The organism is Mediterraneibacter sp. 210702-DFI.5.30 (assembly GCF_020560115.1).
In the GTDB taxonomy this organism is placed as follows: Bacteria; Bacillota; Clostridia; order Lachnospirales; family Lachnospiraceae; genus Mediterraneibacter; species Mediterraneibacter faecis.
Genome location: NZ_JAJCME010000005.1, coordinates 182,074 through 194,989, shown reverse-complemented (window position 1 = coordinate 194,989; position 12,916 = coordinate 182,074). Strand labels below are relative to the sequence as shown.

The following is a 12,916-nucleotide window of genomic DNA, read 5'->3' as shown; positions in this document are numbered from 1 at the left end:
GAGATGGCGATAGAAGTAAAGATTCAGAGAAAACGGAATACATTTGAGCTGAACATAGATTTTAAAAGTGATTCTAAACGAATCGGAATCCTCGGCGCATCCGGATGTGGAAAGAGCATGACACTAAAGAGTATTGCAGGAATCGAGCCGCCGGAGAGCGGATTGATCAAAATTGAAGGAAAGACAGTTTATGACAGCGAAAATAAAGTGAATTTAAAACCGCAGAAGCGTAACATTGGCTATCTGTTTCAGAATTATGCACTTTTCCCTACAATGACGGTGGAAAAGAATATCGCCGCCGGATTAAAAGGGAAAAAGCAGGAGAATGCAAAGCGTGTGCGTGAGATGATTGAGAAATTTCAGCTAACAGGACTGGAAAAACGATTCCCGGCAGAGCTTTCCGGAGGTCAGCAGCAGAGGGTAGCCCTTGCGAGAATCATGGCTTATAAACCAGATGTGATTCTCTTAGATGAACCATTTTCAGCACTTGATATGTATCTGAAGGACCGTCTGCAGCAGGAATTACAGGAACTTCTCGAAGATTATGAGGGTACTGTGATCATGGTGTCTCACAGCAGAGATGAAGTGTACCGGTTCAGTGAAGAACTGCTGATCATCGACCAGGGGCAGATTGTGGCAGCAGGGAAGACGAAAGAATTGTTCCAGAATCCGCAGAGAAAAGAAGCGGCACGGCTGACTGGATGCAAGAATTTCACAAGAGCAGTTTATGTGGATGAGCATACCGCAGAACTGACAGACTGGGGGATTACGTTGTGTACAGAGCAAAGAAATATCCCAGAAAATATCAACTATATCGGTTATCGTGCGCATGATTTTGTCCCGATCTGGGGAGAAGGTGGAAAGAATCAGATTCCATTTCTATTAGAGAGTAAGGCAGCACTCCCTTTCGAAGATAATTATTATCTGAAACCTGCAAATGAAACGGCAGATCCGTCTGTGATTTCCTGGTTTGTGCAGAGAGAGAATCAGGAGAAGATCCGGGAAAAAGGAATGCCGGATGCGCTGAAGCTGGTGGAGGAAGAAGTGCTGTTCCTGGAATAGCATCTTCCCATATAGATGATTTTTGAGTGAATCGTTACGTTTTGAAAGAAATGTAAAAACTCCTTTTCAGGATATTTACATCAGGGAAAAACTAGTATATAATAAGCACGTTTTTTCGAAAAAAGGAGGACATCATGAAATCAGTACAGAATGATATGACTGTTGGAAGCCCAATGAAGATGATCTTAAGTTTTACATTTCCAATCTTTCTGGGAAATGTTTTCCAGCAGTTTTATAATATGGCGGATGCTGTGATCGTAGGTAAGTTCGTTGGAACGAAAGCGCTTGCAGCAGTTGGAAGCACAGGAACAATCATGTTTCTGATCTATGGATTTGTAGTTGGAATGACAGCCGGATTTACTGTTCTCACAGCGCAGAAGTTTGGCGCAGGAGACATGCAGGGGATGCGGCGCACCGTTGCGGGGGCAGGAATCCTCTCATTCTTGATCGGACTGTTTCTTACGGTTACCTTTATGTTATTTATGAAACCGCTGTTACATCTGATGCACACGCCGTCTGATATCTTTGCAGATGCATATAAGTATATTATGATCGTCAGCGGAGGAATCCTGGCGCAGATGCTTTATAACTTGTTATCCAGTATTTTAAGAGCACTGGGAAACAGTAAGATTCCATTGTATTTCCTGATCATCAGTGCGTTGCTGAATATCGTGTTGGATCTGGTTTTAATCATTGTATTTCAGATGGGCGCACCGGGTGCGGCAATCGCGACGGTAGTAGCACAGGGCATATCAGGTGTACTCTGTCTTATTTATATTATGTGGAAGATTCCGCTTCTTCATCTGAAAAAGGAAGACTGGCATGTTGGCGGGCAGATTTGCGCGATTCAGTTAAAGATCGGACTTCCAATGGCATTGCAATATTCTATCACGGCAATTGGAACTATGATGGTTCAGTCTGCCCTGAATATTTTGGGATCTACGCTTGTGGCGGCATTTACTGCGGCAAGTAAGATTGAGCAGGTTGTGACACAGGCATATGTAGCGATGGGAACAACAATGGCAACTTACGGAGCCCAGAATATCGGAGCCGGAAATGTACCAAGAATCCGTCAAGGTTTCAAGGCGTGTACGATTCTTGGTATCGGTTACTCTCTTGTAGCAGCAACATTTATCATGACAGTAGGAAAATACATGACCTATCTGTTTGTCTCAGAGGATGTGGATATTATCATGAGTTCTGTGGATATCTATCTGAAATGTATCGGACTTTTCTTCATTCCGCTTGCAATTGTGAATATCTACAGAAATGGAATTCAGGGACTCGGTTACGGACTGCTGCCGATGATGGCCGGTGTTGCTGAACTGATCGGAAGAGGTGTGGTAGCACGGATCGCAGCAAGAGAGAGAAGTTATCTTGGTGTTTGCCTGGCCAGCCCGGCTGCATGGGTGCTGGCAGGGGGCCTCCTGATCGCGATGTATTATTATATTATGAATGTTCATATGAAGAAGATGTTTGGGGATTATAATCAGAAGGTCTGATTATTCACAATGTGCATTGCATCGCGGTTCGCATTCAACCATTTGGATTTCTCAGTTTCAAAGCGTTCGAAAAGCCAGGCAATAGCTTCATCCATTCCCTCATCGGAGAGCGGAAATGTCTTTTGTTCTTTCTCTTCTTCCGGTGTATCTTCAAAGCACCACGGTTCTGGATAAATGAATACGGTGAAGGTTGTGCTGCTTTTTCCGTCATCTCCGCGAAAGAAATAGCGCATTCCGTGATGTGTACCTGAAAATGGTTCTTTCTTAAGTCCCCCGTAAGGAATCAGTTTTTTATCAATCATAGTAATACAATGTCCTTTCGAAAAAAGTAATTTGTTTTGTTATTGCGTTTTTGAAAAAAGGAAGCCAGAAGTCTGGCTTCCTTTTTATTATAGTGGAATGCGTTTTCTTCTGCAAGAAATGATTTATTCCATAGCTTTTTTGGCAAATTCAGTTGTGACAAGTTTTTCATAAGGAGCGCGTGAATCCAGTTCACCGGCACTTTCCAAAATATCCTGAAGCAGCTCGAAACTCTCTTTTTCAAATATAAGATCTGCTTTCCAGGTGTCCTGTGCATAATAACGGTTTACAATCGCTGTGATGGTTTTAAGATCTGTTTCAGGAAATTGAGGGGCAATCACGGAAGCAATCTCCTCTGGCGTGTGAATCTGAACAAAATCCATACCTTTTTGAAGCGCATTTGTAAAGGATTGGATAATCTCAGGATGTTTGTCGAGATAACTCTTCTTTGCGCTGTAGGCAGTGTAAGGAACATAGCCGCTGTCAGTACCAAGTGAGGCTACAACATATCCTTTTCCTTCCATTTCCAAAGCGGTTGCACTTGGCTCGAATTCAACAGTAAAGTCTCCACTTCCCTCTGAAAAGGCGGCAGCAGTGGAACCAAAATCAATTCCCTGGTTGATGTTGAGGTCTGTTTGTGGATCAATTCCATTTTTCTTTAAAATATATTCAAATACCATTTCCGGCATACCACCTTTTCTACCACCAAGAACATCTTTCCCCTTTAAATCAGTCCACTTAAAATCTTTCATCTCTTCTCTGGCAACAAGAAAATTACCGGCGCGCTGAGTCAGTTGGGCAAAGTTGACGACAGAATCGTTAGCACCTTCGTTATATGTGTAGATGGATGCTTCTGATCCCATGAATCCAATATCAGCTTCACCGGAGATGACAGCAGTCATTGTCTTGTCGGCTCCAAAACCAGTTACGAGAGTGAGTTCAATTCCCTCATCTTCAAAATATCCATTTTCAATGGCAACATACATAGGGGCATAGAAGATAGAATGGGCTACCTCGTTCAATGTCACAGAGACAGGAGCAGAGCTGATATCTGATTTGGTTGTGTTGGATCCGGTTTCTGTTGTGTCGATTTTGGAATTTGCATCATTATCTTTGGAAGAATCAGAACCGCAGGCTGATAACAGTCCAACAGTCAGAGCAGAAGCGAGTATTACGGAAATCAATTTCTTTTTCATAAATCCTCCAGAGTGATATAAGATTCTCGTTTAAAATATGTAAGAAAAGAGAATATGTGTCAAATTCTACTCCAAAGGGGTGTTCATTTTGGAAAATATCCTTTATGCTTAGTGTAAACAGAAAGTAGGTGAAATGTATGGATCTTGTTAAAATTGGAAAATATATTGCAGGGAAACGGAAAGCCCTGGGAATGACGCAGAAACAGCTTGCAGAAAAATTAAATATGAGTGACAAATCAGTATCAAAATGGGAACGAGGCATTTGCTTACCTGATGTGTCGGTTTATATGGAACTATGTGAGATATTGGGAATCAGCATAAATGAATTTCTTGCAGGGGAGGATATTGACGCAGAAAATGTAGAAAAAAAGTCAGAAGACAACATTATACAAGTTACGAAAGATAGTAAAAAGAAACAGAAAAATTTAAAGAGCATTTTAGCAGTGGTAACGACATTTGCAGTAATCATGGTTCTGGTTTTAGGAGCAGTTTTCGTTCATAAGGTGATGCAGCCGAAGAATTATATTACAGCAGTTGACCGGACAAGTGCAGAAATGAAAACCGCAGAATTATTGTCGGGAGCAGATGGGGCATATCTTTTTAATTTTTATGCAAAAGAAGAGTATAAGACATTGACAATTTATTTGTCAGAGTATCAGGCGGGAGAATTGATTAATAAAAGTAAAGTGGCAGATTTGGACTATGATGGGATCGAATCGGCTAAAAGAGGTGTGATTGCTGTGATACCGGATTTTGAATTGTTTCGAGTGAAATTGATCATAGCAGACGATTATTCTAAATGTTCTACAGATTTTCCGATTCTGGAAAATGTAGAAAACAGAGAATATTATGGAAGAAGTGCGACACAAGTGGAAGGTGAAGTTCCGATTCAGCGGGATACAGAACAGGGTCTGATGGCATTGATTTACGGAGAAGATGGATTGGAAGCAATTCCGGTAAAAGAAATGGAGCAGGGAAATTTTAGGGAGAAGAATGATTATGTCTATTATCTGTCCTTCCGGTTTGGAAAATAATTACGTAAATGAAAATATGAGGGGTAAGATGAGATGAAAACAAGAGAAGAAGCTGCTGCCTATGGATTAACTTTCCCGGACAGCTATGAAGACAGGCCTTTTAAAGACCAACGATGGCAGGTGATCCGTGTAAAGCCAGGTAAAAAGATATTTTTGTGGATTTACGAAAAAGACGAATTGATCCATTTGAATGTAAAGACGGATTCGAGATGGAGAGATTTCTGGCGTGCAGCGTATCCATCGGTAATTCCTGGATATCATCAGAATAAAGAGCATTGGAACACAATTATTCTGGATGGATCTGTTCCGGACAAGGATATTGAACGGATGATCGGTGAGAGCTATGATCTTGTAACAGACAGTCCTACAAAAAGAATTTATGAAGCTGTGAAACGGATTCCGAAGGGGCATGTGGCAACTTATAGACAGGTTGCGAAGATGGCAGGAAATGAAAAGATGTCAAGAGCAGTTGGAAATGCGCTTCATAAGAATCCAGATCCAGATCACATTCCATGTTTCCGTGTTGTGAATGCGAAAGGCGAGCTTGCCGGAGCATTTGCATTTGGCGGAGCAGATGTACAGGCAGAGCTTTTGAGAGAAGACGGTGTGGAAGTAGTAGATGGAAAGGTTGATCTGACAAAGTATCAGATGGCGGATCTGATGGAAGAGTAAGATAGTACTGTTTCTTTTGGGAAAGATAGTGTATAATACTTACGAGTGATTGCTGTTCGCAAAGTACTGCGAACAGCATCTTTGTATAGTGCAAAGAGCAGGAAAGAATACATCATTATGGTTTCGCTTTTGAAGGCAAAAAAGTCCTGATCGGATAAGAAATGGAGAAATGAATGAAAATTAAGAAAGTGGCAGTCCTCGGTGCCGGAGCAGTAGGCTCTTATGTAATCTGGGGATTATCGAGCAGAAATGACATAGAGCTTGGAGTGATCGCAGAAGGAGAACGAGCAGAGAGACTGAAACAGAATGGATGCACAATTAACGGAAAAATATACCATCCCGAAGTATGGAACCCCGGAGAAACAGACGCTGTCGATTTACTGATTGTTGCATTGAAGTATGGCTCACTTTCGGCGGCATTGGAAAGTATTCAGAAAGCAACCACGGAGAATACGGTAATTATGAGTCTGATGAATGGGGTAGACAGTGAAGAGATTATTGCAGAAAAAGTAGGAGTGGAGCATCTTCTTCCGGCAGTGATCAAGGTCGCTTCGCATAAGGAAGAAGATGGCTATCATTTTGATCCTGAGACAACAATCGGAATTATTTTTGGCGAACTTACTGCACCTTACGATAGTGATCGCATCAGGGCAATCGAAGAACTGTTTAAGGATACCGGAATCCATTTCCGGGCGACAGAGTATGCAAGAGAAGAGATGTGGAGCAAGTTTCGGCTGAATGTCTGTAACAATCTGCCACAGGCAATTCTCGGCGCGGGAGTTGGATGTTACCGTGACAGTGTGCATATGAAGGTAATCAGTGATGGACTGAAAGGAGAACTGGAAGCAATTGCGCAGGCGAAAGGAATCGATCTGAGTAAGACTGAGGCGTCTTCCGGGCGTGGAAGTGCAGTACCGCCATCTGCGCGTTATTCTACTTTGCAGGATTTGGATGCAGGAAGACACACAGAGATTGATATGTTTTCAGGTGCACTGATCCGTATGGGAAAGGAACTTGGAATTCCGACACCGTATAATGAGTATACATATCATATGATTAAAGCACTAGAAGAGAAAAATGACGGACGGTTTAATTATACAGGAGATGAAGAACCGACCTGGTCAAAATAAAACAGGGAACAATTTGTGGCAGAGGCAGGTTATGAAAAAATATTGAAACAGTGATGTTGAAACAACATAAAAAGGTGAGGTAAATTAAGATGAAAGAATTATACGAAGCAATCGAAGCAAAAATTAAAGCAAGCGGTTATCCGAGAGCAATCTCCGGAGAAGATGTATACAATGACATCTGTGACCAGATTGACGGAAAAGAGAATGGAAGTTATGTATTGTTATCCAAGTTCGAAGATGATGTGATCTTTGAATATCATATCACGATTCAGGATGAAGATTTCAACCTGGGGATTTTGACAATGCGAACACCGGAAGGCGTGTTTGAGACAGATTTTGATGCGGAATAAAAGGATGAATATGTTATGAAGAAAATCAGCAGAGTTTCAACTATAATTAGCGCAATCATGCTACTTACTTACATTATTGTTCTTATCAGCATCTGGAGCAGGATTCCTGATACAGTACCGACACATTTTAATGCAGCAGGAGTGGCAGATAGTTATGGAAGCAAAAGAAACCTTGTATTTGAACCAGTTCTTGCCGCGTTTCTGTTGTTATTCCTCTCGTTGATGGAAAGAATTCCGGCAATCTGGAATTTCCCGGTGGCTGTTACAGAAGAGAACAGAGAAAGATTGTATAAGATTGCCATGATAATGATGGGCGGGATTAAGGTTCTGGTTACTGCCCTGCTGATTGATGTTGGAGTCAGCGGTCTTGTGGAAGGATATCCAATCTGGCCGATGTATATGATGCTTGGAGTGATGATAATATTGATTATCGTATCGACTGTGCAGATGGTTCGGGCGAAATAGTGTGAAATAAGAAAACAAATAAAAACCCTCTTGTGCAATATGTTTATCCAAAATCTTAAAAAAATATAAAATTTATATAAAATCCTTCTTGAATTTAGCATGGTGAAGTGCTAAACTCTTAACATAAAAACAGAGTGCAATCTATTTATTGATGAGTGCATCTGAATTATAGTTAAGAAAGAAGGATAAAAAATGAACGGAGTTATAATGATGGTCATTGCCATCGTTGTATTAGGTGGAGGATATCTTTTCTATGGAAGATATCTTGAGAAGAAATGGGGGATTGACCCGAATGCAAAGACTCCTGCTTATGAACTGGAAGACGGCGTAGATTATGTGCCGGCAGATACGAATATCGTATTTGGTCATCAGTTCGCATCTATCGCAGGAGCAGGCCCGATCAACGGACCAATCCAGGCAGCAATCTTTGGATGGCTTCCGGTACTTTTGTGGATTCTGATCGGAGGTGTTTTCTTCGGAGCAGTGCAGGATTTTGCATCCATGTATGCTTCTGTAAAGAACAAAGGACGTACAATCGGTTACATTATCGAAGAGTATATCGGTAAACTTGGAAAGAAATTATTCCTGTTATTCTGCTGGTTATTCTGTATTCTTGTTGTTGCTGCATTTGCGGATGTAGTTGCAGGAACATTCAACGGATTCGTAGCTGATGACGCAGGAACTGTAAGTAAAGTAGCAGCAAATGGTGCTGTAGCAACAACATCCATGCTTTTCATTGTAGAAGCCGTAGCACTTGGTTGCATTTTGAAATATGCAAAACTGAATAAATGGGTTAACACAGCTATTGCAATTGTTATGCTTGTCGCAGCGGTAGCACTTGGACTTTATTTTCCAATGTATCTGACAAGAGAGACATGGCATATCCTGATCTTTATTTACATTCTGATTGCCAGTGTCGCACCGGTAACAATGCTGCTTCAGCCACGTGATTACCTGAACAGTTACTTGCTGATCTTTATGATTGCAGCAGCAATTGTCGGAGTATTTGTAGCAAATCCATCCTGTAACCTGAAAGCTTTTACAAGCTTCAATGTAGATGGAAGTTATATGTTCCCAATTCTGTTTGTAACAATTGCATGTGGAGCTGTATCAGGATTCCATTCACTGGTATCTTCAGGAACTGCTTCTAAGCAGATTAAGAGTGAGAAGAACATGCTCCCTGTATCTTACGGAGCAATGATCATGGAAAGTATGCTTGCTGTAATCGCACTGATCGCAGTTGCTTCCTTCGCTGATGGCGAGGCAGCAGCACAGGGACTGACAACACAGCCACAGATTTTTGCAGGAGCAATTGCAAACTTCCTTGAAGTGATCGGCTTACCGCATTCACTTGTATTTACACTGATCAACCTTGCAGTATCAGCATTTGCATTGACATCACTTGATTCCGTTGCACGTGTCGGAAGACTTTCTTTCCAGGAATTCTTTATCGATGATGACACAGATATGGATAATCTGCCATTGTACAAGAAAGTAGCAACCAATAAATATTTCTCAACAGTTATTACACTGGTACTTGCATACTTACTTGCAAAGGTTGGATATGCAGAAATCTGGCCACTGTTTGGATCAGCAAACCAGCTTCTGTCAGTACTTGCACTGATTGCATGTGCAGTATTCCTTAAGAAGACAAAACGCCAGGGAGCAATGCTCTGGATTCCAATGGTCTTTATGATGGCGGTAACATTTACAGCACTTGGAATGACAATCTGTAAACTGGGAGGTCAGTTTATGACAACAGGTCTGAGCCTTGGAAATACATTACAGCTGATCTTTGCAGTACTGCTTCTTATCCTTGGAGTAATCGTAGCAATTCAGGGAATTAAAAAGCTTACAGAGAAGAAAGAAGCTCAGGTAGATAAAGTTGAGGATACAACTATTTTGGAATAAGCAGAATAGTTAATAAAGAGTAAGAGACAAGATCTTCATGCAGACTTAAAATGTCTGGTATGAAGATCTTGTCTCTAGTTCTATTTAATTGTACTCAAATAGAAACAGGTTAAAGTATAGAAATTTTACATTCGCCGGGTGTATACTAAGTCGTAATGTAAAAAGACAATCTAAGTAGTAACAAGATCAGGGGGAGTATAAATGAACGCGAACATAAATCAACAACATATGTTCAGCAACAAGATGATCCGTGCTCTTTTAGTACCAATCATACTGGAACAGTTATTGAATTCCATCATGGGTACCGCGGATACGATGATGGTTAGTAATGTAGGATCCGCGGCAATCTCAGCAGTATCGCTCGTGGATTCCATTAACATATTGGTGATTCAGGCATTTTCCGCATTGGCAGCCGGAGGTGCGATCGTCTGCGCCCAGTACATTGGACAGGGGAATAAAGAGCGGGCAAATGAGTCTGCACGACAGGTAGTATTTATCATCACTCTTATATCAGTAGCTGTCAGCGCATTTTGTCTTATTTTTCAGAAACCGTTACTTCACCTGATTTTTGGAGCAGTTGAAGCAGATGTTATGAGAGCATCTGAAATCTATTTCTTCTACACTGCATTATCATTTCCGTTTATTGCGGCGTATGATGCAGCGGCATCGATCTTCAGGGCACAGGAGAACACGAGAGATCCGATGCTCATCTCAATGGTATCAAATGTGATGAATATTGTCGGAAATGCAATTATGATCTGGGGCTTCCATATGGGAGTCGCGGGAGCTGCACTGGCAACTTTGATTTCACGTATTTTCTGTGCGGTTGTAGTATTGGCAGAGCTTCGTCTGGATCGTCAGCCAATTGTGGTACGAGATTATCTGAAAATCCGTCCAGACTGGAGAATGATCCGCAGGATCCTTGGAATCGGAATTCCATCCGGTGTGGAGAACAGTATGTTCCAGTTAGGAAAGCTGGCGATTCAGTCCACAGTATCAACACTTGGAACAACAGCAATCGCTGCGCAGGCAATGACGAACATTCTGGAGAATCTGAACGGAATCGGTGGTATCGGAGTCGGAATCGGATTGATGACAATTGTAGGTCAATGTCTGGGAGCTGACCGGAAGGATGAGGCAGTTTATTACATCAAAAAGCTTTGCGTGATTGCTGAGATCGTTATGGCTGCGAGCTGTGTGATTGTTTTTGCACTGACGAAACCAATTACGATTCTCGGCGGTATGGAACCGGAGAGTGCGAAGATGTGTTTCCATATGGTAATGTGGATCACGATTGTAAAACCGCTTGTATGGGTTATGTCATTTGTTCCGGCATATGGATTGAGAGCAGCAGGGGATGCAAAATTTTCTATGATCACATCCTGTTGTACAATGTGGGCATGCAGATTCTGTCTGTGTGTATTTCTGATCCGTGTAATGGAATTTGGCCCGATGGGAGTATGGATCGGAATGTTTGCGGACTGGACGGTCAGAAGTATTATTTTCACCTGGCGATTCCACAGCAGAAAATGGCTGGAGCATAAAGTAATTTAAATAAGAAGAGAAATCTGAACAAAAAGAGAAATCCAAACAAAAAGAGAAATCCAAACAAAAATAGAAACAGCAGGGTTACTGTCGGGAAAGCATTTTAATAATAATGCTTTTGGCAGTAGCCTTGCTGTTTCTTATATCTGCTATTTTTTAAAAAGAAGTTTTAGTATATTTATAGATTTATGTCTGGTATATGATTCCTGAAAATTACTCTTCAGGTGCAAGCTCTGTTGTCTGCTTCTTTGGAGGCATAATCAGTGAGAAGATAAGGAATGCGATCAACGCAGCAACCAGTCCAGGTACGATCGGCTGATTGAAGTGCAGACCGAACAGATTTCCTTTGGAAACATGCTCCAGGTATACTACAACAATAGTTCCGGCGATCAGAGAAGCCATGGTTCCTGCCTGGGAAGCTCCTTTCCAGTAATGTCCGAGAACATATGGGAAGAAAGAACCTGCGGCACGAAGGGTGAAGGCAAACATCAGGATTGTAACAATACTTGAAGTATTAAATAATGCAATCAGAGTAGCAAAAACACCTACAGCTGCCATTGTAACACGAGTTACGATCATGATCTCTTTATCAGATGCGCTAGGCTTAATCACAATCTTGTAAATATCATTTGCAAAGATCGATCCGGCACCAAGAAGGTCTGAGTCAGCACTTGACATTGTGGCAGATACGATACCTGCAAATAACAATCCGCAGATAATTGCCGGCATTGCTTCCATAGCAAGAACCGGAAGTGCATAACGGGCACCAACATCCTGGAAGTCCGCAGCATTGAATTTGCCCATGTTGATCAGTGCAAGTACGATGATTCCCATAAGTGTCGGAACAAAAGCGTAGATAAAGTTTACGATCGCAGCAAGGACAGATCCCTGTCTTGCTGCTTTTCCGTCTCTTGCAGCGTAATATCTAGATACAGCTTCCTGTCCTACAGTAAATGTAGCAACATACATGATTGTTAAACTGATAACATCCATTACATTATAACCTTTAAACATGTCAAATGTTTCAGCAGGAACATTAGCTACAACATTGTCCCATCCACCGGCAAGATTCATTCCAAATGGAAGTGCGATGATCATTCCGATCACGATCAGGAATACCTGAACAAAGTCAGTAAGTGTAACACTCCAAAGACCACCCATGATCGCATAAATTGTTACAACGACACCTACGATCAGAACGGCTGTTTTATAATTCAGATTCAGCATAGTAGACAGAATAACGGAAGATGCGATAAACTGTCCGGCTGTCAGTCCGATCAATGGAACAAACATGATCAAAGATGTAATGATTCCTGAAGGTTTTCCATAACGACGGCGGAAATATTCAGGAACGGTTTTAACCATTGCTGCACGGAATTTAGGTGCAAGGAATGTAAGAATCACAAAAGCGAATCCCATTGTGATAATGTACCATGCGGCACTGAGTCCGTGACTTTCCATGCCCTGCTGAACAACACCGAGAGAACTTCCTCCTCCGATCTCAGTAGCAGCAAGCGTTCCGGCCATTAAAAGCGGTCCGAGTCGTCTTCCGGCAACAACGAAGTCTGTGTTGGATTCAATCTTCTTGGATGACAGATAACCGATCAATAACATAACAAGAAGATAAATAACAACGACAGCGGTTACAATAATGTTTGACTGCATAAAATCTCCCTCTTTCCTTTAGTAAAATTTGAAAAAGGTATCAGGAAATAGCGAAACCTGACACCTATGTTCATACGAATAATT

12 protein-coding genes are annotated in these 12,916 nt (G+C 41.7%); 9 read left to right on the top strand and 3 right to left on the bottom strand.

Annotated features, from left to right (window positions below; all coding sequences use genetic code 11):
• Positions 1-3 precede the first annotated feature (3 nt).
• On the top strand, positions 4-1,062 hold the full coding sequence (locus tag LI126_RS07560; protein WP_227165129.1) for a sulfate/molybdate ABC transporter ATP-binding protein: 1,059 nt from the start codon (positions 4-6) through the stop codon (positions 1,060-1,062).
• A gap of 134 nt (positions 1,063-1,196) precedes the next feature.
• The gene (locus tag LI126_RS07555) at positions 1,197-2,564 is read left to right on the top strand and encodes an MATE family efflux transporter (RefSeq protein WP_118188035.1); all 1,368 of its coding nucleotides are present in this window, start codon (positions 1,197-1,199) and stop codon (positions 2,562-2,564) included.
• On the opposite strand, the gene LI126_RS07550 is transcribed toward LI126_RS07555, so the two are convergent.
• Together LI126_RS07550 and LI126_RS07545 are read right to left on the bottom strand one after the other, a co-directional pair.
• On the bottom strand, positions 2,552-2,866 hold the full coding sequence (locus LI126_RS07550) for a hypothetical protein (protein ID WP_055157276.1): 315 nt from the start codon (positions 2,864-2,866) through the stop codon (positions 2,552-2,554). The genes LI126_RS07555 and LI126_RS07550 overlap by 13 nt on opposite strands.
• Positions 2,867-2,989: 123 nt before the next feature.
• The gene (locus LI126_RS07545; protein WP_196020016.1) at positions 2,990-4,060 is read right to left on the bottom strand and encodes an ABC transporter substrate-binding protein; all 1,071 of its coding nucleotides are present in this window, start codon (positions 4,058-4,060) and stop codon (positions 2,990-2,992) included.
• A gap of 137 nt (positions 4,061-4,197) precedes the next feature.
• Between LI126_RS07545 and LI126_RS07540 the strand changes: the two genes are divergently transcribed.
• From LI126_RS07540 to LI126_RS07510, 7 genes are all read left to right on the top strand, one after another.
• A complete protein-coding gene (locus LI126_RS07540; RefSeq protein WP_055147409.1) occupies positions 4,198-5,094 on the top strand; it encodes a helix-turn-helix domain-containing protein in 897 nt (298 codons plus the stop codon).
• A 33-nt stretch (positions 5,095-5,127) separates the two neighbouring features.
• Positions 5,128-5,766, top strand: coding sequence for a methylated-DNA--[protein]-cysteine S-methyltransferase (locus tag LI126_RS07535; protein WP_227165128.1), 639 nt, complete (start codon positions 5,128-5,130; stop codon positions 5,764-5,766).
• 173 nt (positions 5,767-5,939) lie between these two features.
• A complete protein-coding gene (locus LI126_RS07530) occupies positions 5,940-6,896 on the top strand; it encodes a ketopantoate reductase family protein (RefSeq protein ID WP_227165127.1) in 957 nt (318 codons plus the stop codon).
• An 89-nt stretch (positions 6,897-6,985) separates the two neighbouring features.
• Complete coding sequence (locus LI126_RS07525; RefSeq protein WP_015529502.1) at positions 6,986-7,246, top strand: hypothetical protein; 261 nt, start codon at positions 6,986-6,988, stop codon at positions 7,244-7,246.
• 15 nt (positions 7,247-7,261) lie between these two features.
• Positions 7,262-7,711, top strand: coding sequence for a DUF1648 domain-containing protein (locus LI126_RS07520; protein ID WP_227165126.1), 450 nt, complete (start codon positions 7,262-7,264; stop codon positions 7,709-7,711).
• Between the two features lie 192 nt (positions 7,712-7,903).
• Positions 7,904-9,622, top strand: coding sequence for a carbon starvation CstA family protein (locus LI126_RS07515; protein ID WP_227165125.1), 1,719 nt, complete (start codon positions 7,904-7,906; stop codon positions 9,620-9,622).
• Between the two features lie 201 nt (positions 9,623-9,823).
• Positions 9,824-11,176 carry an MATE family efflux transporter gene (locus LI126_RS07510; protein ID WP_227165124.1) on the top strand — a complete coding sequence of 451 codons (1,353 nt, stop codon included), beginning with the start codon at positions 9,824-9,826 and terminating at the stop codon, positions 11,174-11,176.
• Between the two features lie 204 nt (positions 11,177-11,380).
• On the opposite strand, the gene LI126_RS07505 is transcribed toward LI126_RS07510, so the two are convergent.
• Entirely contained in the window at positions 11,381-12,832 is a 1,452-nt protein-coding gene (locus LI126_RS07505; RefSeq protein ID WP_227165123.1) for a sodium:solute symporter family protein, read from the bottom strand.
• Positions 12,833-12,916: the final 84 nt, after the last annotated feature.